At 51.6% G+C, this 26,045-nt stretch carries 20 protein-coding genes; 16 read left to right on the top strand and 4 right to left on the bottom strand.

Translation table 11 applies throughout. The features are described 5' to 3' along the window. Entirely contained in the window at positions 1 to 870 is an 870-nt protein-coding gene (gene rfbA / locus A8F97_RS03585; RefSeq protein ID WP_033072069.1) for a glucose-1-phosphate thymidylyltransferase RfbA, read from the bottom strand. Between the two features lie 234 nt (positions 871 to 1,104). Here rfbA and A8F97_RS03590 point away from each other — a divergent pair, with 234 nt between their 5' ends. From A8F97_RS03590 to adrA, 9 genes are all read left to right on the top strand, one after another. Next, positions 1,105 to 2,001 (top strand): sugar phosphate nucleotidyltransferase, encoded by an 897-nt coding sequence (locus A8F97_RS03590; RefSeq protein WP_033071759.1) that lies wholly within the window; start codon positions 1,105 to 1,107, stop codon positions 1,999 to 2,001. Between the two features lie 230 nt (positions 2,002 to 2,231). After that, the gene (gndA, locus tag A8F97_RS03595; RefSeq protein ID WP_033071758.1) at positions 2,232 to 3,638 is read left to right on the top strand and encodes an NADP-dependent phosphogluconate dehydrogenase; all 1,407 of its coding nucleotides are present in this window, start codon (positions 2,232 to 2,234) and stop codon (positions 3,636 to 3,638) included. A 475-nt stretch (positions 3,639 to 4,113) separates the two neighbouring features. Then, a complete protein-coding gene (locus tag A8F97_RS23780; RefSeq protein WP_033071757.1) occupies positions 4,114 to 4,389 on the top strand; it encodes a hypothetical protein in 276 nt (91 codons plus the stop codon). A gap of 75 nt (positions 4,390 to 4,464) precedes the next feature. Beyond that, on the top strand, positions 4,465 to 5,142 hold the full coding sequence (locus A8F97_RS03605) for a YjbF family lipoprotein (RefSeq protein WP_033071756.1): 678 nt from the start codon (positions 4,465 to 4,467) through the stop codon (positions 5,140 to 5,142). Positions 5,143 to 5,151: 9 nt separating this feature from the next. Beyond that, entirely contained in the window at positions 5,152 to 5,934 is a 783-nt protein-coding gene (locus tag A8F97_RS03610; protein WP_033071755.1) for a capsule biosynthesis GfcC family protein, read from the top strand. Next, positions 5,931 to 8,054: a YjbH domain-containing protein gene (locus A8F97_RS03615; RefSeq protein ID WP_033071754.1), complete on the top strand. Its 2,124-nt coding sequence runs from the start codon at positions 5,931 to 5,933 to the stop codon at positions 8,052 to 8,054. The genes A8F97_RS03610 and A8F97_RS03615 overlap by 4 nt, the downstream gene beginning before the upstream one ends. A gap of 391 nt (positions 8,055 to 8,445) precedes the next feature. Next, positions 8,446 to 9,003 (top strand): chorismate mutase, encoded by a 558-nt coding sequence (locus tag A8F97_RS03620; protein WP_015730857.1) that lies wholly within the window; start codon positions 8,446 to 8,448, stop codon positions 9,001 to 9,003. 19 nt (positions 9,004 to 9,022) lie between these two features. Further along, the gene (locus A8F97_RS03625; RefSeq protein ID WP_014700610.1) at positions 9,023 to 10,645 is read left to right on the top strand and encodes a S53 family peptidase; all 1,623 of its coding nucleotides are present in this window, start codon (positions 9,023 to 9,025) and stop codon (positions 10,643 to 10,645) included. Between the two features lie 667 nt (positions 10,646 to 11,312). After that, the gene (gene adrA / locus A8F97_RS03635; protein ID WP_015730855.1) at positions 11,313 to 12,374 is read left to right on the top strand and encodes a diguanylate cyclase AdrA; all 1,062 of its coding nucleotides are present in this window, start codon (positions 11,313 to 11,315) and stop codon (positions 12,372 to 12,374) included. 142 nt (positions 12,375 to 12,516) lie between these two features. On the opposite strand, the gene A8F97_RS03640 is transcribed toward adrA, so the two are convergent. The 3 genes from A8F97_RS03640 to A8F97_RS03650 form a co-directional block, all read right to left on the bottom strand. Continuing rightward, positions 12,517 to 13,620 (bottom strand): ABC transporter substrate-binding protein, encoded by a 1,104-nt coding sequence (locus tag A8F97_RS03640; RefSeq protein ID WP_033071752.1) that lies wholly within the window; start codon positions 13,618 to 13,620, stop codon positions 12,517 to 12,519. A gap of 325 nt (positions 13,621 to 13,945) precedes the next feature. Next, positions 13,946 to 14,251 carry a putative quinol monooxygenase gene (locus tag A8F97_RS03645; RefSeq protein ID WP_033071751.1) on the bottom strand — a complete coding sequence of 102 codons (306 nt, stop codon included), beginning with the start codon at positions 14,249 to 14,251 and terminating at the stop codon, positions 13,946 to 13,948. A gap of 47 nt (positions 14,252 to 14,298) precedes the next feature. After that, positions 14,299 to 15,156, bottom strand: coding sequence for a MurR/RpiR family transcriptional regulator (locus A8F97_RS03650; protein WP_014700605.1), 858 nt, complete (start codon positions 15,154 to 15,156; stop codon positions 14,299 to 14,301). Between the two features lie 332 nt (positions 15,157 to 15,488). Between A8F97_RS03650 and A8F97_RS03655 the strand changes: the two genes are divergently transcribed. The 7 genes from A8F97_RS03655 (at position 15,489) to A8F97_RS03690 (ending at position 26,018) form a co-directional block, all read left to right on the top strand. Further along, a complete protein-coding gene (locus tag A8F97_RS03655) occupies positions 15,489 to 17,000 on the top strand; it encodes a CoA-acylating methylmalonate-semialdehyde dehydrogenase (protein WP_015730851.1) in 1,512 nt (503 codons plus the stop codon). Positions 17,001 to 17,356: 356 nt separating this feature from the next. Beyond that, positions 17,357 to 19,288, top strand: coding sequence for a 3D-(3,5/4)-trihydroxycyclohexane-1,2-dione acylhydrolase (decyclizing) (gene iolD / locus A8F97_RS03660; protein ID WP_033071750.1), 1,932 nt, complete (start codon positions 17,357 to 17,359; stop codon positions 19,286 to 19,288). A gap of 738 nt (positions 19,289 to 20,026) precedes the next feature. Then, complete coding sequence (gene iolG, locus A8F97_RS03670) at positions 20,027 to 21,013, top strand: inositol 2-dehydrogenase (RefSeq protein WP_033071748.1); 987 nt, start codon at positions 20,027 to 20,029, stop codon at positions 21,011 to 21,013. 80 nt (positions 21,014 to 21,093) lie between these two features. Continuing rightward, the gene (locus A8F97_RS03675) at positions 21,094 to 22,032 is read left to right on the top strand and encodes a substrate-binding domain-containing protein (protein ID WP_014700601.1); all 939 of its coding nucleotides are present in this window, start codon (positions 21,094 to 21,096) and stop codon (positions 22,030 to 22,032) included. Between the two features lie 221 nt (positions 22,033 to 22,253). Continuing rightward, positions 22,254 to 23,801, top strand: a complete 1,548-nt coding sequence (locus tag A8F97_RS03680) for a sugar ABC transporter ATP-binding protein (RefSeq protein ID WP_033071747.1) — start codon at positions 22,254 to 22,256, stop codon at positions 23,799 to 23,801. A gap of 12 nt (positions 23,802 to 23,813) precedes the next feature. Further along, complete coding sequence (locus A8F97_RS03685) at positions 23,814 to 24,845, top strand: ABC transporter permease (protein WP_015730847.1); 1,032 nt, start codon at positions 23,814 to 23,816, stop codon at positions 24,843 to 24,845. Between the two features lie 39 nt (positions 24,846 to 24,884). After that, positions 24,885 to 26,018 (top strand): Gfo/Idh/MocA family protein, encoded by a 1,134-nt coding sequence (locus A8F97_RS03690; RefSeq protein ID WP_033071746.1) that lies wholly within the window; start codon positions 24,885 to 24,887, stop codon positions 26,016 to 26,018. Positions 26,019 to 26,045: the final 27 nt, after the last annotated feature.

Below are 26,045 nucleotides of genomic sequence, written 5' to 3' on the forward strand. Positions count from 1 at the left end.
TTATTTTTCTATGATGAGTTGGGCTAAATACTGCCCATAGGACGTTTTGCTCATTACTTTTGCTTCGTCAGCAACTTGCTGTTTAGACAGCCAGCCTTTGCGGAATGCAATTTCTTCCAGACAAGCGACTTTAAACCCTTGGCGTTTCTCAATAGTGTGAATAAATTGTGATGCTTCAATCAGGCTATCGTGCGTGCCCGTATCTAGCCAGGCAAAACCTCTTCCCAACAGCTCAACATTCAATGTGCCTTGTTCAAGATACATTTGGTTCAGCGTGGTGATTTCTAACTCACCGCGATGGGAGGGTTTGACTTGTTTCGCCATCTCTACAACATTCTTATCATAGAAGTAAAGTCCTGTGACGGCCCAGTTTGACTTCGGTTTTACCGGTTTTTCTTCTATAGATAGTGCTCTGAAATTTTGATCAAACTCGACGACGCCAAAGCGCTCAGCGTCGGTGACCTGATAGCCGAATATTGTCGCACCTTCTTCTTTTGCTGCTACTGACTCTAGTTTCTTACCAAAGCTCTGTCCGAAATAGATATTATCACCGAGTACCAGCGCACAGCGTTCTCCATTGATAAATTCTTCACCGATGATAAAAGCTTGGGCTAACCCATCTGGACTAGGTTGGATCGCGTAGCTGAGTTCAATGCCAAAGCGGCTCCCATCGCCTAAGAGGCGTTGAAATGCTGGTGTGTCTTCAGGCGTAGTAATAATCAGTATTTCACGGATACCTGCAAGCATAAGAACGGATATCGGATAATAAACCATTGGCTTATCATAGATAGGCAGTAACTGCTTGGAAACTCCACGTGTAATGGGGTATAGCCGCGAACCACTTCCCCCTGCTAATACGATCCCTTTCATTAACAACTCTACCTTTAATTCATCAAATATTATCTTTAAATAGTATACCATCCTCTTTCAACAGAATTTCCCGGGGTTGCAGAAAAAGTCAGAGACCCGAGATCGCTTTGTGGCTGATTGGGTGTAATCTTAGTGTCATGCGTGGCGAGTGGTATTAGGCTACGAAGTGAAAATGATCGGTTCGATCAACATAGATGTTTAAATAAAAACCATCAGATTGAAGAGAGTCAATCCATGACATCATTGAAAGCGATTATCCCTGTAGCAGGTTTAGGGATGAATTTGTTACCGGTGACCAAGGCTATTCCTAAGGAAATGTTGCCTCTGGTTGACCGCCCGGTGATCGAGAAGATCGTCAACGAGTGCGTGAGGGCTGGGATTAAAGAAATTGTTCTGGTTACGCATGCGTCTAAAAACGCGATAGAAAACCATTTCGATACCTCGTTTGAGCTTGAATCTTTGTTGGAAGAACGCGCTAAGCGTCAACTTCTGGCCGAAGTTCAGGCCATCTGTCCGAAAGGCGTGACGATCATGAACGTTCGTCAGGGAGAAACGCTGGGATTAGGGCATGCGGTCTCCTGTGCTCGTCCAATTGTTGGGGATAATCCGTTTGTGGTTGTATTGCCCGATGTGGTGTTGGATGAAAGCTCGGCCGATCAGACGCAGGAAAATCTGGCGCTGTTGATTTCCCGCTTTGAAGAAACTGGGCGCAGTCAGGTGCTGGTGAAACATCGTCCTTATGAGGTGTTGCCTGAATATTCTGTGGTTGATTGTGAAAAACCGCTGGTGAACCCAGGCGATGCCGCCGCGATTACGTCAATGATTGAAAAACCTGAGGCACCGTCTGAAACAGGGTCTGACCTTTCTGCGGTAGGGCGTTATGTCTTAACCGCCGATGCTTGGCCATTATTGGATAAAGCCGAACCCGGCGCATGGGGACGTATCCAGTTAACAGATGTGATTGCCGATATGATTGCGACCAAGCAGGTTGATGCTGTGCAGATGTCGGGCAAAAACTTTAACTGCGGTCGTAAATTGGGTTACGCACAGGCATTTGTGTCCTATGGGTTACGCAATCCCGAGTTTGGTGCCGAATTTAAAGAAAGCATTAAGGCACTGCTGAAAAAGTAATATTGCGTGGTAACCCGCTGTAAAACCGTAGATCGCTGAATCGTTCTGCGGTTTTTTCTTTTGCCCGCCATATGTTCCGATTAGGCGAGCTTTCGCTATCAAACCAATCACTATCCACTCACGCAAAGCTGAGTTACCATGTCGATCTGTTTTTAAATTGCTTGTGAGGTCGCAGCGTGAGGCGTTGTCGCCGTTGCAGGCAGGTTATCCTTCAGACAGGAGTTGCTTTAATGTCCAAACAGCAAATTGGTGTTGTCGGTATGGCGGTGATGGGGCGCAATCTGGCGCTGAACATTGAGAGCCGTGGCTATAGCGTTTCCATCTTTAACCGTTCTTCCGATAAAACCGATGAAGTTATCGCGGAAAATCCAGGCAAAAAACTGGTGCCTTCTTATACCGTTGAAGCGTTTGTCGAATCCCTGGAAAAACCCCGCCGTATTCTGCTGATGGTGAAGGCTGGTGAAGCAACCGATAAAACGATTGAATCGCTGAAACCTTATCTGGAAAAAGGCGATATTCTGATCGATGGCGGTAATACTTTCTATAAAGATACCATTCGCCGTAACCGCGAGTTGTCCGCTGAAGGGTTTAACTTCATCGGTACCGGTGTATCCGGTGGGGAAGAAGGGGCACTGAAAGGGCCTTCTATCATGCCGGGTGGTCAGAAAGAAGCTTATGAACTGGTTGCGCCGATTCTGGAACAGATTGCAGCACGCGCAGACGGTGAAGCCTGTGTGACCTACATTGGCGCAGATGGTGCAGGTCACTATGTCAAGATGGTGCATAACGGCATCGAATACGGTGATATGCAACTGATTGCCGAAGCCTATGCACTGCTCAAGCAGGCACTGAATCTGGACAACGAGGAGCTTGCTACCACGTTCTCTGAATGGAACAAAGGCGAGTTAAGCAGTTACCTGATTGAAATCACAGCCGATATCTTCAAGAAAAAAGATGACGAGGGTAAATATCTGGTTGACGTGATTCTGGATGAAGCGGCTAACAAAGGCACTGGTAAATGGACCAGCCAAAGTTCTCTGGATCTGGGCGAACCGCTATCGCTGATCACGGAATCCGTTTTTGCCCGCTACCTTTCTTCATTGAAAGATCAGCGTGTTGCCGCCTCTAAGGTGTTGACAGGCCCGACGGCTCAGCTATTCGGTGGTGATAAAGCTGAGTTTGTTGAGAAAGTGCGCCGCGCGTTGTATCTGGGTAAAATCGTCTCTTATGCTCAGGGCTTCTCACAGTTGAAAGCCGCATCAGACGAGAATAGCTGGGATCTTAACTACGGTGAAATCGCTAAGATTTTCCGCGCGGGCTGCATCATTCGTGCACAGTTCCTGCAGAAAATCACCGATGCATACGATCAGAAAGCAGATATTGCTAACCTGCTGCTGGCACCTTACTTTAAGAAGGTGGCAGACGAGTATCAGCAAGCACTGCGCGACGTGGTATCTTACGCCGTTCAGCAAGGCATCCCGACGCCAACGTTCTCCGCGGCAATCGCGTATTACGATAGCTACCGCTCCGCCGTGTTGCCTGCTAACCTGATTCAGGCTCAGCGCGACTATTTCGGTGCGCATACCTATAAGCGTACGGATAAAGAAGGTGTATTCCATACCGAGTGGTTGGAATAATCGTTTTTTATGCTTAGGTTTCTTATAATTCGATAGTGTAGTTTGTTAATAAAACGCCAGATTAGGAAATATCTGGCGTTTTTTATATTGGTGAAGCAGTGTATTGATATCATTAAGATATCTATGATTTTTTTCTGAAATACTGTAAATTTCATTAAAGAAATCTGCGTTTTTACCGAGATCATTGCTGTTTATTACATTGGGATCTTGCTATTTTTAACGGTATTGCAAAAATTGAGTGGTAGTTTTGCGCTTTGGCCTTGATTATCCGAGCGTGTTACCTTATCAACGATGCTTGTATCGTAAAGAGTTTCAGCGCCATTGAACTGTAACTCATTGCTGGAAGGATCTCAGTAACGGTCATGTTAAGGCACAATAGTATATTTACCATCGTGCTGACCGGAATGAAGGACGGAGCATGGTCTTTTCGACGGTGCTCCACCCTGAAGTGCTTCATGTTTAAAAGGAAATCGTAATGAAGAAAACGTTAATCACGCTGGTTGCGGTACTGGCCATGTCGTCAAACGTGTATGCTGCTGTTGGTGGCGCGGCTACTGGCGCGACGAGTTCTGTCGGTACTACTGGTTCTGCTGGCATTGCTGCCGGTAGTGCTGCTGCTGGTGCTGGTGCTGCTGCGGGTACCACTGCACTGATTGCAGTTGGTGTTGCTGCCGCTGTTGCTGTTGGTGTGGCTGTTGCTGTTGCTAGCAATGACAACAACAACACAACAACGACTACGACGACACCTTAATATTTCTCTGATTCCAAGGCCACTTCGGTGGCCTTTCTTTTTCCAGGCTGCGCTGTTCAACGAGAATTTCATCGCATGACAAGAATAAAACGAATAGCAAAAATGAAAGCGCTGGTTGTCGCCCCCCTTTTATCTATTGTGCTCACTGGCTGTTCCCAAAATGTGGATCAGGTGGGCAAGACATTCAAGCTGGCCTTTTTCGGACAGGATGATACCCACGTAACGGCCAAACAGGTTGCCAATACGCCCTATGCGTCGGCCTATCTGAAAGTAGGAGCGGCACCACAGGCGTTTGTCGTGCTGGTTTTTGCAGAGCATAACCAGTTGAAATGGATCGGAGCCGATAAAAATATGGTCGCGATCCAACATGGCCGTTTAGTGAAGACGCAAGGCTTTGGTGAAGACATCATCTATGTGGATAACCTGCAACAGGATCCCCTAACGTTAGGCCTATTGAAGGCATCGACGCCAATGACGTGGAAAAGCCGGGTTGAGTGGGCTCAGGTTTTTCGCGGTGGTTACGACATGACGTCCGTTTTTCAGGATCGTGGCAAAGAGACGGTAAAAATTTTGGATACCTCGCGTGAGTTGTTGCGCTTTGATGAGCAGGTGACGGTTCCCGCCTTGAATGAATCTTATACGAATAGTTACTGGCTTGATCCGACTAACGGAAGTGTAGTTCAGAGCCAGCAGTATATGGGGCCGGATATGGCATTGGTCGCATTCACCGTATTAAAACCCTACGAACAATAAGGGGCTGCAATGTTGGCACTTAATCGCATCACAGCTTTGTTGCTGCTGGTTTCCGGCGTTGCGATGTCTGCACAGTTGACGGTGAAATCGCCTCAACAGACGATCGCCGTTGTTAAACTGGACGACGGCACGCGTCTTGAAAAATTTTACGAACAGGTTCCTTGGCCACAGAATATCAACTGGCAAACGGCATTTATTTCTGATTTCGCGACGACGCAGAACGTTCGGGCACAGGGCGACACGTTGTTGCAAAAACTGGCTGAACTGGAAACGCGCTGGCGTAACTCAGGTGATGGTGATTTGGCTATTTCCGCTTGGCTGTTGAGAAAGGCTATTAGCCCGATTAATGTAGCAGGTCGTATCCACACAGATTTAGATCCTGACCGTGTGCGTGTTTATATCGAAAATAACCGTCCTTTGGTGGGGGAGTATGCGCTATATATCGCGCCCCATGATGACAGACTCTCTCTGATCGGTCTGGTCAATACCTCCGCCGATGTAGGCGAACTGGAAACGTCGGGGAAAGTAGCGCTACGTGCCGGATGGTCGGTTGAGGATTATCTCTCTGGGCGACGGTTGCTTGCGGGAGCAGATAATAGTTACGGCTATCTGATTGGGGGAAATGGCCAGTGGCGCAAAATACCGCTAGCGCTGTGGAACCGTCAGCATATTGAACCTGCTGCGGGCGAAATGCTCTTTATCGGTTTCGATCCCTCTGTTTTACCTCAGGATATGTCATCACTTAACGATCAGCTTGCTGACTACCTGGCTAACCGGACTCCACTCGAATGACCAAGAACAGAAACGTTAAACTAAGCTGTCTGTCGTTGGCGATTGGCGGCATTTTGAGTGCGCAGGTGATGGCAGCGGAAAGTGAAAGCAACCGTACCGCGACGAACCCGAATCTGCGTTTTCAGCCTGCAGGGGTATCGCAGTCTGATTTTGGTGGCACGGGATTGTTGCAAACCCCGACTGCGCGTATGGCGGAAACAGGTGAATTCAGCCTGAACTACCGTGATAACGAAGAATATCGGCGCTATTCTATATCCCTTCAGCTTTTTGACTGGCTGGAAACGACGGTGCGTTATACCGATACGCGTACACAGCCATACAGCGCCAGTACTGCTTTTAGCGGTGACCAAACGCAAAAAGATAAAGGTTTTGATATAAAAGCGAGATTGTGGCAAGAAAGCTACTGGTTGCCTCAGGTTTCCTTGGGACTGCGTGATATTGCGGGTACAGGGCTGTTTGATAGCGAATATCTGGTGGCCAGTAAACGTATGGGGCCGTTTGATTTTTCCTTGGGTATGGGGTGGGGCAATATGGCTGAGAGCGGCAATATTAAAAACCCTGCTTGTTCCTTTAAAGCCAGTTTCTGCCAGCGTAGTAGTGGTTTTAAAGCAGGAGGAGGACAGTTTGAGTTTGAGAATTTCTTCCACGGCCCTGCTGCGTTGTTTGGCGGTATCGAATATCAGACGCCGTGGGACCCGCTGCGCTTAAAACTTGAGTATGATGGTAATGACTACAGCCGTGAATTTGCCGGTACTATCAAACAAGATTCCCCCTTCAACATTGGTGCGGTTTACCGTGTTGGCAATAATCTGGATACCACGCTGTCGTGGCAGCGCGGCAATACCCTGATGTGGGGCTTTACCCTGCGTACCAACTTTAATAGCCTGAAGCCAAATTACTTAGATGATGCGCCACCGGTGTATGCACCTGTGCAGGATAGTAAAGGCACCAACTGGCAGCTCGTTTCAAAAGAGCTGAACGATAAGGCGGGCTTTAAGGACGCTGATATCTACGCGGACCAAAAGCAGGTCACCATTGTTGCCGAACAGACAAAATATCGCAGCAGCGAAGAGGCAACACAGCGCGCCGCTACGGTATTGGCAAACCATGTGCCGGACAGTATTGATGAATACCACCTTGTTCAGCGCAGCCAGCGTCTGCCTATTGCCAGTACGGAGGTGGATGCCAAAGCCTTCCATCAGGTTAAGCAGGCTGCCACTCCACTCGGCCAACCGGAACCTGAAACGCATCGTAAAGAACCCGTATCCGACGCGCGTGGTCAGCAGGTGCTGCTTGCGGAACCCGATCGTCTGACGTATTCATTAGATCCTACGCTCTCGCAGTCTTTTGGTGGTCCTGAATCTTTCTATATGTATCAGATTGCGCTGAAGGGTAACGTCGATTATCGCCTAAGTGATCACTGGAGCGTGGGTGGAACGGCAACGCTGAATCTGGTGGATAACTACGATAAGTTTAACTATAAAACCCCTCCGGGGGATGGCGCAGCGCTTCCGCGTGTCAGAACCTGGGTACGTGAATACGTCACCTCTTCGGATCTGCTGTTGACCAATCTGCAATTGACCCGCCGGGATAACCCGGCGCAGGACTGGTATACCCAGGTCTACGGCGGCTATCTGGAAATGATGTATGCCGGCGTCGGCTCTGAGGTGCTGTATCGTCCGTTCGGTAAAAGTTGGGCACTGGGCATGGATGTGAACTATGTCAAACAGCGTGACTGGAACGACATCATGAGGATGGCCGATTACGATGTGGTGACAGGCCATCTGACGGCGTACTGGGAGCTGCCGTTTGTAGAAGGTGCGGTGGCGAAAGTCAGCGTGGGTCGTTATCTGGCTGGAGATAAAGGGGTGACCATCGATCTGTCTCGCCGCTTTGACAGCGGGATTGTTGCGGGTGCCTTTGCCACCAAAACCAACGTTAGCGCCGCGGAATACGGTGAAGGCAGCTTTACTAAAGGCTTCTACGTCTCTATACCGTTTGATCTACTGTTCACTGAACCAACGGTGAAACGTGGTTCTGTCGGTTGGGTACCGCTGACGCGTGACGGTGGGCAGCAACTGCAACGCCGTAACCCGCTGTATGACGTTACCGATCACTAATCGTTCCCCGTTCGTTTGATGTGAATCAAGCCCGCCATGGCCGAGTGCCACGGCGGGCTTTTTTGTGCATCTTTGCTTTACAGCTTAATATCACCATTTGATAACTTATTTGAACTATTTCATTTGGTTATTGTTTGTGTCTTAATCATCTGATGCCGAGGGTTACGATTCAGGGAGGCGATCCCTAAGCTGCTTGTAATTTAGCGACTTAATAGTGGATGTCACGACAGTCTGGGTAATTTTTAAGAAAAAGTGTTTCCTGTGAGTAATGATTGAAATATTTACGTCATGGAAGATTCATATCGCGAAACCTATTATCTCCTGCCGCAGTGGCGAAATAAAAATCTAGCCATAGATCTTTGTAGTAGTACTAACAGGAGAGTGCAACCCGATGAATTTTCCTATTTCCGCTGTTATCTCATTAGTGATGAGTTCTGCCTGGTGTCTCCCTCTGCATGCGGCCGTGCAGGATAACTCTTTTGGTATCTATCAGTTGATTCAGGAGAGGATGGTGCTCATGAAAGATGTTGCGGGGTATAAGGCTCGTCAACATCTGCCGGTTGAGGATCTAAAACAAGAGGAACGTATTTTGAGTAAGGTGCGGGAGCAATCTGCGACCGTTGGTTTATTCCCTCAGAGTACACAGTTGTTTTTTACTTCATTAATGAATGCCAGCAAAGCCATTCAGTATCGCTATATGGCGGACTGGCTTGCGACACCGGAGAACGACTGGACGCCGCTTTCGTTGAACGACACGATCAGGCCCACGTTGCTGACGATTGACGACCAACTCCTGATAAGTATTAAACGTTACCTCTCGAATGGCGGGCATTTTACGCCTCAGCAAGAGGAGGCTTTTCTTTCTTCTATTAATGTTGAGCATCTGTCACAGAACGACAAACGCCAGATTTATGTGGCATTGAGTCAAATTGAACCAGACGGCAAATAGCTGAGTGGGGGAGAAGACGATGACTTACCAATTATTGAAAGGGAGCGAGCGCGGAAATATCGCTGATGCCGCGTATCGCGAACGCTGTAATATTAATGAAAGCATCAGAGTCATGCTGGTGCTACGTTTTACCACGCCAGATGATGAATATTACGCCGAACTGCACGATAGCATCGACCCACAATTTGGCGGGATCAATGCCAACAGACCGCTGTCGAAAGCCAGTTATGCCAGAAAATTCGGCGCTGATGAGGCCGATATAGAACATGTCCGTGCGTTTGCGCGTCATTATCGGTTATCTATTGAACGTGAACATCCTGCCAGCCGTACCGTCTTTTTGGCGGGAACGGTGGGGCAGATGGAGCAAGCGTTTCGTGTGAGCTTAGCCCGGTATGACCACAAACATGGAACATTTCGTGGAAGAGCTGGGGGGATTTATCTACCGGAATATCTACAGGGCGTCGTGGTTGCCGTGCTTGGCCTTGATGATCGCCTGGCAACGAACTGCTGCCTGCATGTGAATGACGCGTTCTCTAATGCGACAACGCATCCGTCAAGTTATACGCCGCTAGAACTGGCGGAGCACTACCACTTTCCTGAACATGATGGGGCGGGGCAGTGCATCGGTATTATTGAACTGGGGGGCGGATATCACTTACCGCAATTGGAGCACTATTTTAAACGCATGGGCGTCAGCTCACCGCAGATTGTTGATGTTTGTGTCGGGGGGGCGACGAATTCTCCGACATCGCCAGACGGTGAAAACGAGGTGAATCCCATTGATATCGAAGTGCAGATGGATATCGAAATTGTGGGTACGCTGGCCCCTGCCGCCAAAATTGTGGTGTACTTTGCCCCGAACACTGATGCTGGATTTTTAGAAGCGATCAATGCTGCGATCCATGATGAGAGAAACGCACCGTCGGTTATTTCAATTAGCTGGGGGGGCAGTGAGTCAAAATGGACGGCACAAGCATTACAGGTGTTCAATCAGGCCTTTCAAACGGCGGCAGCATTAGGTATTACGGTGTGTGTAGCCTCTGGCGATCTAGGATCGAGTGATGGTGAACCGCATGGGGTGCATGTGAATTTCCCTGCTTCCAGTCCTTACGTTTTGGCCTGTGGCGGTACTCGATTGCAAAAAACGCAAGAGGAAACAGCGTGGCACAGCCGAGATGGTAGCGCGACGGGGGGCGGCGTTAGTCAGTACTTTGCGTTACCTGGCTGGCAGTTAGGGCTGTCTCTGGTCGATAAATATGGCGGCCAGCACGCCCTGCAACATCGTGGTGTACCCGATGTTAGCGGCAATGCCGATCCTGAAACGGGCTACCTGATTGAAGTCAACGGACAGGTAGGCGTGGTTGGGGGAACCAGTGCGGTTGCGCCGCTGTGGGCCGGTTTACTGGCGCGTATGCTCGCATTGACCGAGTCGGTCGCGTTGTTTATTCCCCCGCTGCTTTATCGCAACCGTAATAGCTGCAAAGATATCGTGCGGGGAAATAATGGGGCATTTGTCGCATCTGAAGGATGGGATGCCTGTACAGGGCTGGGGTCGCCAGATGGCGTGAAGTTGCTGAGGCTGTTGAAGCGGCTCGTCAGGCTCAATGGTGCACGAGAGGATGAAGGCGAAGGTGGACGCTAAATCCGTCGTTAGGTAAAGGCGCTCGTGGACTAAAATACAATGAAACCTGATATGATGCGCGATGTAACCGCATTCATATCAGGTTGTTATCCCCTCAGATCAGCGGTTGTTAAGGTTTAGAGTATAATGCTGTATTAACCTGCGTTTTTCCTCCGATCGGAATATGAATATATGGGGCAGGAAAATCAAGCCATGTTGCATTCATCTATCCATATAAGGGAGCCGTGGATTCGGTGCCTCGCTGAAATGAATAAAGAGTAACTCCCAGCCTATATTTGCTGTCTCCAACCCTGCATGCAAGCACTTTGCATTGAAAACATAGAACGTTCCATCTGCAAATCCATCGAACGAGGGCTCTGCACCCAGCCCCAGAGCATAAGCGCCGCTACCATTCTCCCACGAATGCCCGGAATACGCATCAAAACATCGCATGAACGGAAACTCCTGTCTGTTACGATCAGGGGAAAGGCGCTATTGCAGGCTTTGACAACACGCAAATCACGGGTAAGACCACCGTGGGTTAACGTTCGTGTTACTCTGTTTAACCGTTACAACGCCAGTTCGTTATGTAACACAATGAATGTAAAAACTACTCATTGTTGCTGACATGTTTTCAGCCATAATATTCTTTTCTCGCTATTAGTTAGTGAACCGCATAGGGGTCGTTATGTCAGCCTTGCCGCCGACGTTTTTGACGGTAGATGTACGTCGCTCAGGGTTACGCTTTTCCCAGCGTGTCTACATTCCACGTATTGCCGGTACGATACTGTGTGCTCTCTTTATATCCTCGGTGCTGATTACCAAGCCTACGCCAGCGTTATTATGGGGATTACTCTTTGTGAACGTTTTTGTCTGGCCTCACCTGGCTTACAGACTATCCCAGCGGTCACGCGATCCTATGCGGCGTGAGAGGCACAATTTATTGATTGATGTGGTTTTTGGTGGTGTTTGGATAGGATTTATGGGCGTAAATCTTTTACCCAGCGCACTGATTGTTGCGATGGTTGGGATGAACGGCACGGCTGGTGGTGGAATCAAGCTGTTTGTTCAAGGCATCGTATTACAGTGTGCCACAGGCGTACTGGTTCTTGCGCTGTTTGCGGTGCCTATCTCGCTGGATACGACGCCGATACAGCTTTATGCCTGCCTGCCGATGCTGTTGATCTACCCGATTTCCCTGGGCTATGTGACCTACACTACCGCGCTGAAACTAGCGGAACATAAACGTATGCTGATGGAAGTTAGCATTCATGACGGTATGACGAATCTCTATAATCGTCACCACTGGGAACACCTGCTGAAACACGAGTATGACATTTGTCTGCGTCATAAGCGGACGGCGACGTTGGTTCTGTTCGATATCGATCATTTTAAAGCATTTAACGATAATTTTGGGCATAACGTCGGCGATCAGGCGATATTGCTGTTGGCGCGTGAACTAACGTCCGGCTTTCGGGATACGGATGTAATTGGGCGATTCGGTGGGGATGAGTTTGCCGTTATTTTACCGCAAACCCGTGCGGGGGACGCGCTGGATGCGGTGAATCGCATTCGAGAGAGTTTATCGCTGAAGTTCCTGAGCCAGACACCCCAGCTCGCGGTTTTTGTCAGCGTTGGCATTGCGGAGATTTCGCCGGAGATGGGGCAGTATATTGACTGGTTAAAAGCGGCGGATATGGCGCTCTATCGGGCAAAAAATAAAGGCCGTCGCCGAACTGAAGTGGCCTGATCGCGCAAGATAACTGTTTGGTATGTGACTATCTTTCGGTGATAGACAAAAGCCCTTATGCCATAGAGATGGTGATAAGGGATTTGTCTTTTTTATTCCACGGCGTTGTGGAATCCATCGAGATCAGACTACAGAGCGCACATTAATGCGGTAGTGCTTCCTTTGGATGCAGCCCTAAGTGACCCGGAGAGGGTTCACCTTTCACTTCGCCAAGATACAGCCCGATCTGGGCACGGAATGACTCTACCGCCTCACGATCGCTCATGAAATCGGCAAAAGCTTGCGGGCTGGTATTCTTATATTCCCAGATAGGTTTATAGCCAGCGGGCGGTGCAATGTCAGTACGAACCGACCACATATACCAGACATTGCTCTGCGTCTCTTTATCCAATAGCCAGCTCAGATACAGCTTGGCGCTTTCCGGATGTTTGGCCTGTTTGAAAATGGCCGCCCGCTGTGCCCAAGAGACGAATGGATCGTTTTTAGGCAGAACAAAACGGGAATTGGCATTCTGATCGGGAGCAAGCGCGCCGTCGGTTGAGAATGTCGCTGCAGATTTACCGCTTTCTACATCGTCTGCTGGTGCCTGCGTACCCCGCACGTAAACGGGGTTCTGCTCTTTGAACTTCGCAACATACTCCCAGCCGTATTTATCCACGACCTGCTTGAACCAGAACAGCACGGCATCGTCATCGTTCGGGTAGGTCAAGACAATACTGCCTTTCAGATCGGGACGCAGGTAATCATTAGCTTCTGTCGGCCAGGCATTTTCGGCAATCAGCTTGGTATTGACCACGTTGCTGAACGCATCGACAAACACGCCGGTCCAGGCACCGTCTTTATCTTTAAACGCTGGATACACTTTGTCCCAGCCAATCGGTTTGTAACTCAGCAGCACGCCTTCTTTCTTCCAGCGCGGATAATCCTGCAAGGTTTGTAGCTGTACCACATCCGGCACCAGCGTATTGGTCGCCAACTGGTTATCAATACGGGCATCGTGGTATTTACTGTAGTCCACAATGACGTTGAGTTTCATACCTGGAAAGCGTTTTTCAAACGCCTGTTTGATGCCATCCTGCTGACCCGGCGTGTCTCCGCCTGCGTATACAGTTACAATACCGCCTTCTCGAAGTGCGTTCTGATAAAGATCATTGATTGGACGCTTGTCGGTCTCTACTGCCGCAGAGCTGCTCGCTGCCGCCGCTATCAGCGCCGTAAATGCGACCACTTGTTTTATGTTAAACATCGATTCCTCCTGAATGAGAGCCGATATCTACCGACACATTATTTATCCCTTAATATTGTTGGTTGGATAAGAATGTATTGGCGATATTAGTAAATGATTATCAGGTTATTTAATTTGTTTGATAATAATTTCCCGCTGAGTTAACAGTTTTATTTCCTATTATCAGATGGTTTTGTATGTTATCTGGTTGTGGTAAATTTTAGGAAGGAAAAAATTGATATTTTAATTCAAAAAAAATGAATTAAATTTGAATGTAAAAAAAAGCAAAATAAGGAAGATGTTGCGACGATAAGTAGGTCGCATAGCGACCTAAAATTGAATTGATTCAAACTGTGGTAATGTTTCTGTCAAACGGGTCCATCAGCAGGAAGGTACACTCGGCTCGCTGGTGGCTATTTATCATGGGAACCAGACGCTGGAAGTGTTCGGTCTGGCAGTGAATATCCAGCGCGGCTCTATCCGGCCAGGTTTCGATAAAGGTGAAATGCCCCGGATCTTTCTGATTGATAAAAAGCGCATAGGAGATGCACAGCGGCTCTTGTCGCGTTTTCTCTACTAATTCTCGGTACAGTGGCATGACGATCTCAATGCTCTCCGGCTTAATAAAATCCTGTGCGATGACTTGAAGCATTAAATGGGTCTCCTTACATGTTTATTCTGCTAATTAACTCGTTCCGGCTAGCCGCGCTGTTGTTTTTCGCTCTGTTCTGCGCCGCTTCCCTGCCGGTAGGCCAGCGATACCATCAACGACTGCACAAGACACAGCGTGGCAGACTGTGAACGGAATGCATCAACCTGCGCTTCCTTCACCACAAAGCAGACATCGCTGAGCGTTGCCAACGGGCTGATCTGGCTGTCAGTAATCACAATTTGTCGCGCGCCGGCTTTAGCTGCCATTTCGCTGACCATCACGGTTTCCTGTGAATAGGGCGAGAAACTGATGGAGACTACCACATCGCGTGAGCGGACGCGGCTGAGCTGTTCGCGAAACATGCCTCCCAGACCGTTTACTAGAATCGCATTGCTTTCCAGATGGCTGAGCGCATAGGTAAGGTAGGTGGCGACGCTGAACGAGCGTCGTAACCCCACGATATAGATCGTGTCCGCCTGCGCCAGTAGGTCGACGGCTTTTTGCAGATCGTCTTGCGGGGTGCGTGCTGCCAACTGTTGCATCGCCTGTGCATTTGAGCGGGCAAATTCATGCAGAATATCCAACGGCGTTTCTGGCACCGCGTCAGCTTCCATCGCCCGAAACAGCCGCGCACGGTCAGTATAACTGGCGGTTTCCTCCACTAAATTCATGCGGAATAGTTGTTTCATTTCGTTGAACCCGCTGAAATCAAAGGCGTTGGCGAAGCGAATTAACGTTGAGGGAGGGACGTCAGCGCGTTCGGCGATCACCGCGACGGTATCGAACGCGATGCTGTTGGTATTATCCAGCACATAATGCGCGACCTGCTGTAACCGCTTGCTGAGCGAATCGTAACGCTCACGGATTTGTTCCTGTAACTCTCTCAGGCTGGTTGCCATGGGCATATCGGGTTATCTCCCAAAGTCTCATATCACGATTCTGTTCGGCTTCCGTCATGCCTTTAATGACCGCACCTGAAACGGAACAGAAAATTCATTTCTGTATACGGCTGTTTTATCTGTACGACATTTCTGACGGCACACCCTTTTAGGAATACGGCTATTTCAGAGGCTGCTCGCCTGTCTTTATGGACCGCTGACTTCAAGTTTACATAAAAATTCGCAGCGGATCACAATAATCAACATTTATTTTATTTTCTCATTAAATGGAATATTCATTTCATATACTGTAATTCGATATCAGCCGTTTGTCTCCTCAAACCCACAAAGGTGTAAACATGGAAACCGTATCTAGCTTCATTCAGGGGGCGATTGTCTCCAGCCGCAGTCAGCGCTACGCCGCGGTGTATAACCCGGCGACGGGCGAGCAGATTCGTCAGGTTGTGATGTCTGATAAGGCGGAAGTCGAGCAGGCCATTGCCAGCGCGGCGGCGGCATTCCCTGCGTGGTCAAAGCACTCTCCGCTACGCCGTGCGCGTGTCCTGTTCCGCTTCAAGGCGTTGTTGGAAGAACGCATGGATACGCTGGCTCGGCTGATTTCACAGGAGCATGGCAAGGTCTATTCCGATGCTGTAGGGGAGGTGACGCGCGGGCTGGAAGTTGTTGAGTTCGCCTGCGGTATTCCGCATCTGCAAAAAGGGGAGCACTCGGCGAATGTTGGCACCGGTGTGGATAGCCATTCGCTCATGCAGCCGCTTGGCGTGTGTGTCGGGATTACGCCGTTTAACTTTCCGGCGATGGTGCCCATGTGGATGTTCCCGATTGCACTGGCGACGGGCAATACCTTTGTGCTTAAGCCGTCGGAAAAAGATCCGTCGCTCTCGCTGCTGTTAGCGCAATTGTTGAAAGAAGCAGGCCTGCCGGATGGCGTGTTTAACGTGGTTCAGGGTGACAAAGAAGCGGTGGATGTGCTGTTGACCGATCCGCGCGTGCAGGCGGTGAGCTTTGTGGGGTCAACGCCAGTGGCGGAATATATTTATCAGACGGCATCGGCGCACGGTAAGCGCTGTCAGGCGCTGGGCGGGGCGAAAAATCACTGCATTCTGATGCCAGATGCCGACATGGATATGGCTGCCAGCGCGATTATGGGCGCGGCGTTTGGCGCGGCGGGTGAGCGCTGTATGGCATTGTCGGTGGTGGTGGCCGTTGGCGATGACACGGCAGAAGCACTACACCAACGTTTGAGCGCGCAGATAAAAGCGATGCGTGTTGGGCCGGGCTTGGTGGACGGGCAGGAAAATGAAATGGGGCCGGTGATCAGCGCGCCGCATCGGGCGAAAATTGCCGACTATATTCAAAGTGGTGTCGAGCAAGGGGCGACGCTGCGCATTGATGGACGCACGCTGTCCGTGCAGGGGCATCCGCAAGGCTATTTCATCGGGCCGACGCTGTTCGATAATGTCACGCCGGAGATGAAAATCTATCAGGAAGAAATTTTTGGCCCGGTGCTATCCGTCGTGCGCGTGCCGGATTACCAGACGGCGGTGACGCTGATTAATAATCATGAATACGGCAACGGTACGGCTATTTTTACCCGCGATGGTGAAACGGCACGTCAGTTCTGCGAAGAAGTGCAGGCCGGCATGGTCGGCGTGAACGTACCGATTCCGGTGCCAATGGCGTTCCACAGCTTCGGCGGCTGGAAGCGCTCTATTTTTGGGCCGCTCAATGTCCACGGCAACGATGGTGTACGCTTCTACACCCGCATGAAAACCGTCACCAGCCGCTGGCCTGCCAGCGTCCGTCTGGAACACCACACCAGCAGCTTCATCATGCCCACGCTGGAGTGAGGATTTGACCGCTAACGGGTGATGAATGGAGTGCACTGGTTGTGCTCTTCCGGCGTCAAAAATTATGCTGAGGTAGGTGCACCGCCGAAAGAGCGACAAGGATGTCGCGAAAGCCAGTGCCGCGGAGGGACCGCGTCACTGGCGGTTCGGATGACGGTGACACATACCGAAGGACCCGCGTAGCGGCATAATTTATCGCCATAAGCCTGGGTTCTCAGGGCTGCGGCGATTGAGCGCCCTGAGTCGGGCGCGTGCTACAACGTAGCATAAGAATGGCTAAATTTTCGCGCACGAAATGCTCGCTGAATATACATAGTTCATTATAGAAATCAGATCCTTATTTAAGGAGTAGATCAATGGATACGTGTCGCATCACCATGGCACAAGCGCTAGTCAGGTTTCTCAACCAGCAGTACATCAGCGTAGACGGTGAAGAAACCCCCTTTGTGCAGGGCGTCATGACCATTTTTGGTCACGGTAATGTGTTGGGCATCGGTCAGGCATTAGAGCAGGAAGCGAACTGCCTCACGGTGCATCAGGGGTGCAGCGAACAGGGAATGGCGCACATCGCCGTTGGGTTTGCTAAACAACACAAGCGGCGGAAAATCTATGCGGTGACTTCTTCAGTGGGGCCCGGCGCGGCAAATATGGTGACCGCTGCGGCGACCGCTACCGCCAACCGTATTCCCGTGCTACTTCTCCCTGGCGATCTCTTTGCCTGCCGCCAGCCGGACCCGGTATTGCAGCAGGTCGAGCAATATCACGATCTGTCCATTAGCACCAATGACTGCTTCAAACCGGTCTCTCGCTATTGGGATCGTATTAATCGCCCTGAACAACTGATGAGCGCGCTGATTAATGCCATGCGCGTGCTGACCGATCCGGCAGACACCGGTGCGGTAACGTTGTGTTTGCCGCAGGATGTACAGGCGGAAGTCTGGGATTATCCTGCATCGTTTTTCCGCAAGCGCGTCCATCACCTCGAACGACGTCCGCCAGATGCATCGCGTCTGGATGACGCTGCGGCGTTGATTGCGAGAAAACGCTGTCCAATGCTGATTTGCGGTGGCGGCGTTCGTTATTCCGGTGCACATGATGCTCTGGCACAGTTTGCTGAGCAGTTTGCGATTCCGTTTGGTGAAACGCAGGCGGGCAAGGGCGCGATTATCTCATCGCACCCGCTGAACTGTGGCGGTATTGGCGTCACGGGTGGGCTGGCAGCGAATCGGCTCGCGCAAAAGGCAGATTTGATTATCGGCGTTGGGACGCGTTTAACCGATTTCACCACCGGTTCCAAGTCGCTGTTTCAGAACCCGAATGTCGAATTTTTACTGCTCAACGTTGCCGAATTTGATGCGCTAAAACTGGATGCGCAACCCCTGATCGCCGATGCCCGTGTTGGGCTGGAAGCGTTGAGTGAACGGCTGGCAACGGTGTCGTATCGTAGCGGTTGGCAGCAGGCTATCGAACAGGCGCGTGCGGAATGGGACCAGGAGTTACAGCGGTTGTTTACCGTGCAAGATCAGGGGGAACTGGTGCCGGAAGTGGTGGATGGTCTGGAAGACAAGCTGGATGAATACCGCCAGATGCTGAATACCCATCTGACGCAAACGCGGGTACTTGGCATACTGAATGAGGAACTGGAGGATAACGCGATTGTGGTTGGTGCGGCGGGCTCACTGCCGGGCGATCTACAGCGTGTGTGGCAGGTGAAAACGCCGGACAGCTATCATCTGGAATACGGTTACTCCTGCATGGGATACGAGATTGCGGCGGCGATTGGCGCACGCCTTGCAGCACCGCGGCAGCCGGTCTACGCGATGGTCGGCGACGGGTCTTATTTGATGCTTCACACGGAACTGCAAACGGCGGTACAAGAAGGCATCAAGATCACGGTACTGCTGTTCGACAACGCGGGTTTTGGTTGTATCAATAATCTGCAAATGAGTCAGGGTATGGGCAGCTTCTGTACGGAAAACCGCTACCGCGATACGCAATCGGGGCAACTGCGCGGTGCGCTCATTCCGGTGGATTTCGCCAAGAATGCCGAAAGCTACGGCTGCAAAGCGTGGCGGGTGCATGATGAAGCTTCGCTCAAACTCGCTCTGGCTGAATCACGCCAGCACGCGGGACCAGTACTGCTCGATATCAAGGTACTGCCGAAGACCATGACGCACGGCTATGAATCCTGGTGGCGCACGGGAACGGCGCAAGTTGCCGACAACCCAGAGATTGAATCTGCGGCCAATAGTGTGAAAGCTGCGCTTTCCCGCGCACGGCAGTACTAGGCAGGCTGTGCCAGGCGGCTGGTATGAGTTTTGCCGTTTCATTCCAGCCTCTGCGAAGGTTTCGGGCGTGTTAAACATACTTATTTCTTCAGTGTGTCCACACACGCCCGACAAGGCGCGCTCAATCGCCGCAGCGCCTTGACCACTGGCTTTTCGGCGCTAATGGCGTCGCTGCGCGATACCTTCGGCGTTCGTGACCGCTGTTTGGGCCGTCAGTGACGCGTTCCCAACGCGGCACTGCCTTTCGCGGCGTCCATGCCGCTCACCCGGCAGTCACGCCCACCTCAGCGCAATTTTTTACGCCGAGGAAACAGAAACAGAAAGACACTCATATGGCTTTAGATATTGTTAGCTTAGCGTCATAGTGCTGCTTAAGATTTCTCTCACATGTAACATTAAACTGAAATATCCATTTCATTTTCAAACCGCAGTTTCATTTTCCCTCCTGTTATAAGCCTGCACCTGACCGATCCCCAGATAGTCATGTATATCGCCATAAACGTTCTCATTCGATGTGTGATTGGGGTTGCAGAAAACAGTGAATATGTCATGAAAATGTTAACTGGTACGCAAAAACATAATTTTCAATTTATACAAAATTGAAATAAATGTTTTATTTTAGCTATCAGGATTTGCGGTAAAAAGTGAGTGATGGGGCAGGAGAGAATGAAATTCACCGTTATCCCGTCACTTTATCAGTCTGGCGTTAACTATCACTCAGGCAGCAGGGGAGCAACTATGTTTAACATCGCTTTACTGGGCGCTGGCCGCATCGGTCAGGTCCATGCAGTGAACATCGCGGCACACAAAGAAACTAACCTGTACGCGGTGGTCGATCCCAACCCCGCAAATGCTATCGCGCTGGCCGAACGTTACCATACCAAAGTACAAACGGTTGACGAGGTTATGAACGATCCCGCCGTGCACGCTGTCCTGATTGCCTCCGCGACTGACACGCACGCCGATCTGATTGAGTTAGCCGCCAAACACGGCAAAGCCATCTTCTGTGAAAAGCCGGTGCATCTGGATATTGCTCGCGTTCGCGATTGCCTGACCGTCGTCAAACAGCAGAACGTACCGTTGTTTGTGGGCTTCAATCGTCGCTATGACCCGCAATTCCGCCGTGTCAAAACGCTGGCGAGCGAAGGCAATATCGGCAAACCAGAATCTCTCCTGATTATCTCGCGCGATCCGTCCCCGCCGCCTGCCGAGTATGTCCGCGTTTCTGGCGGTATGTTCCGTGATATGACGATCCATGATTTCGATATGGCGCGCTTCATTATGGGCGAAGAGCCGGTGTCGGTCTTTGCACAAGGCAGCAATCTGGTCGATCCGGCGATTGGCGAGGCGGGTGACATTGATACCGCATTTATCGTGCTGAAATTTGCCTCAGGCGCGATGGCGACCATCGTCAACAGCCGCCGTTCCGGCTATGGCTACGATCAGCGTCTCGAATTGCACGGCGCGAAAGGCGTGCTCAGCGCGGGCAATATCCGTGAGAACGTGGTTGAGCAGTGGACAGACGACGGTTGCCTGTCCGCGAAACCTGAATATTTCTTCCTGCAACGCTATCACGCGGCCTATGCAGCAGAGTGGCAGCACTTTGTTGAGGTCTTGCATGGCAACACGCAGCCGGAATGTTCCGGGCTTGATGGCGAACGCGCGCTGAATCTGGCGGATAAAGCGTTTGAATCCCTGGCTCAAGGCAAGGAGGTTGCCGTGTAACCGTATCGGCACACCGCGTTTTACCTGCTTTCAACCCTACACCCATACCCATAACAGAAGCAGATGAAGAGAAAAGACATATGAAAAAGATCATCAGCGTTACCGCAATCGCCATCGCACTGGGTCTGTCTGGTTTTGCTCAGGCTCAAAATGAACAAATCGTTTTCAGTACGCCGAATCTCGCTATGCCGTTTGAAGTTCACATGCAGCGCACTGCCGTTAAAGCCGCCAAAGAATTGGGCGTGAATTTACAAGTGCTGGATGGACAGGGTAGCTCGCCGAAGCAGGCTGCCGATTTAGAGAATGCCATCACGCGTGGTGCGCAGGGCTTTGTGGTGTCACCGAATGACGTCAACGCGGTTTCCAGCGCGGTGACCGAAATTCAAGATGCCAAACTGCCGGTGGTGACGCTGGATCGTTCGGTGAAAACAGAAAAAGCGGTGCTGCATTTTGGTGCTAACAACTACAAAGGCGGTCAGGCGATTGCCGACTATGTGAAAACCAAGTTCCCGGATGGGGCAGAGATCATTCTGCTGACCGGTCAGCCGGGCTCTTCTTCTAACATTGAGCGGACGCAGGGGATCCGCGACAGCCTGAAAGCGGGCGGCAGCAAATATCACATTGTGGCTGACCAGACGGGGAACTGGATGCGTTCTGAAGGAATGCGCATCGTTGAAAGTGTTTTTCCTTCGCTGCCTAAACGCCCGCAGGTGATCCTCTCTGCGAATGACGATATGGCGCTGGGCGCGATTGAAGCGTTACAGGGGCAGGGGCTGAAACCCGGCGATGTGATGGTGACAGGCTTTGATGCCGTGCCGGAAGCGCTGGCTCGCGTACGCGACGGTTGGTTGGCGGTTACTGCCGATCAGCGTCCAGGCTATGCGGTGACCACGGCATTAACGCAGTTAACCAATAACATCCGCAGTAAAGCGCCGATCACCGGGGCTGACTACCAACCGACCATGATTACCAAAGATAATCTGAACGATGCCGAGCGCATTGGCGAAGCGGGTAAATAAATCGTTTTCCACGCCATTATTAAATCATATACCCCAAATAATTCGAGTGGCAGGACAAAACGTTAACGTTTTGAACAACGCAGAGTGTTGGCCCTTCAGGGCGAGGCCCATGACGGGCCGAGTATTTAAACGCAGCCAACGCACATGCAGCTTGAAGTATTACGGGTATAAAAGGTATTCAGCAGGCCGCGTCCGCGCGGCCTTGCGGGAGGAAGGTACGCATGACGGAACCCCTACTGAACATCACCAATCTGGCAAAGAGCTTCTCCGGCGTCTGGGCGCTGAGTAATGCGCAACTGACCGTACAGCGGGGAGAAATTCATGCGCTATTGGGAGAGAACGGCGCGGGTAAATCGACGCTGTTAAAAGCGCTGGCAGGGGCGCAGCCGCAGACCAGCGGTGATATCTGGTTTGGTGGTCAGCAACTGTTACTGCTTGAATCGCCAGTTGAACGCCAAAAGCGTGGGATTATCACCATTTATCAGGAATTTAATTTGCTGCCGAATATGAGCGTGGCGGAAAACATGTTCCTGGGGCGTGAACCCCAGAGCAGTGGATTATTCGTTGATGCGCTGGCGGTCAACCGCGAGGCGAAAGCGGTACTGGATTACCTGAAATTGAACATTGCGCCGACGACGCAGGTGGCGCGTTTGAGCGTGGCGCAGCAGCAGATGGTGGAGATCGCCAGAGCGCTGACGCTGAACGCCAAACTGATTGTAATGGATGAGCCGTCGGCGGCGCTGAGCGACAGTGAAGTCGACAGCCTGCATCGCGTAGTACGTGAGCTAAAAGGTCGCGGCGTGAGCGTGGTGTATGTGACACACCGACTCCATGAAGTCTTTCAATTATGTGACCGATTTACCGTGTTTCAGGATGGCCGCTACACCGGCTCTGGGGATGTCGCCAGCACCAACGTGCAGGAGATTATTCGCCTGATGGTGGGGCGTGACGTGGTGTTCGACCGCCGCCCACCTTCCGAGACGCATCATCAGGATAAACCGGTACGTCTGGCGGTGAAGGGCTTAAACCGGGAAAAACCGCCGCTGGATGCGCACGGTATCGCACTGAAAGATATCAGTTTTCAGGTGCATGCGGGTGAAGTACTCGGTATCGCCGGGCTGGTGGGCGCGGGGCGCACAGAGATCGCGCGCTGCCTATTTGGTGCCGATGGGTTCTCTAGCGGTGAGTTTGTACTGGATGACGCACCTTATCATCCGTCCACGCCGCTGCATGCACTGTCGCAGGGTATTGCGCTGGTGCCGGAAGATCGCAAGAAAGAGGGCGCGGTACTGGGATTGTCAATCAGGGAAAACATCTCGCTCTCTAACCTCTCATCGCTCATGCGCTGGCGTTGGTTTGTTAACACCCGTAAAGAAGACGATCTGATCGACGCCTACCGTCAGGCGCTGCACATCAAGATGGTGAACAGCGATCAGGAGGTGCGCAAGCTGTCGGGTGGTAACCAGCAAAAGGTGATTCTTGCCCGCTGTATGGCGCTGAATCCCAAGGTATTGATCGTGGATGAGCCCACGCGCGGCATCGATGTCGGCACCAAGTCCGAAGTGCATCAGGTGCTGTTCGATATGGCGAAACGGGGTGTCGCCGTGATTGTGATTTCCTCCGACCTGCCGGAAATCATGGCGATTTCCGACCGCATTATCACGCTCAGTGAAGGACGGATCAGCGGGGAAATTCATGGCGATGACGCCACAGAAGAAAAACTGATGACGATGATGGCCATTTGCCACGACGCATTACACGCCGCATAACGGAGGTGACGCATGTCCCAGCAGCCGCTTTCTAAGACCATTACGCCGTCCAATACGCGCGGACGTTTTGACCCGATTGCTTTTTTTGAACGCTTCGGCGTGTTTATTTTCATGATTTTGCTGCTGATTTTCTTTCAGTCACAGAACAGCAACTTTCTGTCAGAACGCAACATCACCAACATCCTGACCGAAGTGTCTATCTACGGCATCATGGCCGTAGGGATGACGTTCGTCATTTTGACTGCCGGGATCGACCTGTCCGTCGGCTCAATTCTGGCGGTATGTGCCATCACTGCCGCCTCGGTGATTAAAGGCGACAACTTCACCACCGTCGATCCCGATGCCTGGTACGGCCTGAGCTGGCTGGTGGCGTTGGGCGTCTGTTTGGCAATGGGCACCTTTATTGGTTTCCTGCATGGTTTAGGGGTGACCAAACTGCGTCTGCCGCCATTCATCGTCACGTTGGGCGGGATGACCATCTGGCGGGGATTAACGCTGGTGATGAACGACGGTGCGCCGATTGCGGGCTTTGACCCCGGCTATCGCTGGTGGGGGCGGGGAGAGATCCTCGGTATTTCGGTGCCGATTTGGATCTTTGCGTTGGTCGCCCTGCTGGGCTATCTGGCGCTGCATAAAACGCGCTGGGGACGCTTCGTCTACGCCATTGGTGGCAACACCGAAGCCGCTCGACTCGCTGGTGTGAATGTGCAGCGTGTGCTGGTCAGCGTCTACGTCGTGATTGGCTGCCTGGCCGGACTGGCGGGATTTATTCTCAGCGCCCGTCTCGGCAGTGCAGAAGCGGTTGCGGGGATCACCTTCGAACTGCGCGTCATCGCCTCGGTGGTGATCGGCGGCACCTCGCTGATGGGGGGCTATGGCCGGATCAGCGGCACGATTATCGGCTCGATCATCATGGGCATTCTGATTAACGGACTGGTGTTGATGAATGTGTCGGCCTACTACCAGCAGATTATCACCGGGTTGATTATCGTGCTGGCCGTGGCCTTTGACACCTATGCCAAGAGCCGTCGCGGCGCGATCTGATCCGCGCTTGTACCGAATCTTTTTTGCACCGAGGTGGATATGAAGGATGTACGCATTGGGTTAATCGGCACGGGCTATATCGGGCGTGCGCATGCCATCGCCTACGCGCAGGCACCGACAGTCTTCGCGCTGAAAGGGAATCTGGTGAAAGCCATGCTAGCGGAAGTGTCGCCAGAATTGGCGGCTAAACGAGCGCAGGAATTCGGTTTTCAGCGCTCGACGGGAGACTGGTGCGCGCTGGTGGCCGATCCCGACATTGATGTGGTGGATATCTGCGCGCCGAACTTTCTGCATAAGACGATGGCGATGGCGGCTATCCAGCACGGCAAGCATGTTTACTCGGAAAAACCGCTGGCGCTGAACGCGCGTGACGCCAGAGAAATGGTCGATGCTGCGCAGCGGGCGGGCGTGAAAACGCTGGTGGGTTTCAACTACATGAAGAACCCGACCTCACAACTGGCCAAAGAGATTATCGCCAGCGGCGAAATTGGCGAGGTGGTGCATTTTTACGGCACGCACAATGAGGATTATCTGGCCGATCCGAACAAACCCGCAGACTGGCACTGCTTTAAAGAAACCGCAGGGCTGGGGGCGCTGGGGGATCTGGCGGCGCACATCGTCAACATGGCGCAGTATCTGGTGGGTGATATCGCCAGCGTCTGCGGCGATCTGCAAACGGTGATTGCGCAGCGCCCGACGGTATCGGGCAGCAGCGAGCGGGTACAGGTGGAGAATGAAGATCAGGCGCACGCGATGGTGCGGTTTGCCAACGGTGCACGCGGCGTGATTGAAACCTCGCGCATTGCTTGCGGACGCAAAATGGGCCTCACCTACGTGGTGACCGGCACCAAAGGCACGCTGAGTTTCACACAGGAACGCATGGCGGAGTTGAAGCTCTATCGACATGACGAACCGGAAAATCGGCAGGGATTTAAAACGCTGCTGACCGGACCACAACACCCTGATTACGCGGCCTTCTGTGCCAGTGCTGGACACGGCGTTGGATTTAACGATCAGAAAACGGTGGAAGTACGCGATCTGATCGACGGTATTGCGGCCGACGTACCTATGTGGCCGGATTTTGAAGAGGGCTGGAAAGTCTCACGGGTTCTGGATGCGATCGTGCAGTCACACGAAACGGCGCGCTGGGTGAACGTGGGCGAGGTGGGCTGATTAAGGTTTTTTTTACGCGACTTTTTA

Origin of the sequence: Pectobacterium parmentieri, from assembly GCF_001742145.1 — a bacterium.
Taxonomy (GTDB): Bacteria; Pseudomonadota; Gammaproteobacteria; order Enterobacterales; family Enterobacteriaceae; genus Pectobacterium; species Pectobacterium parmentieri.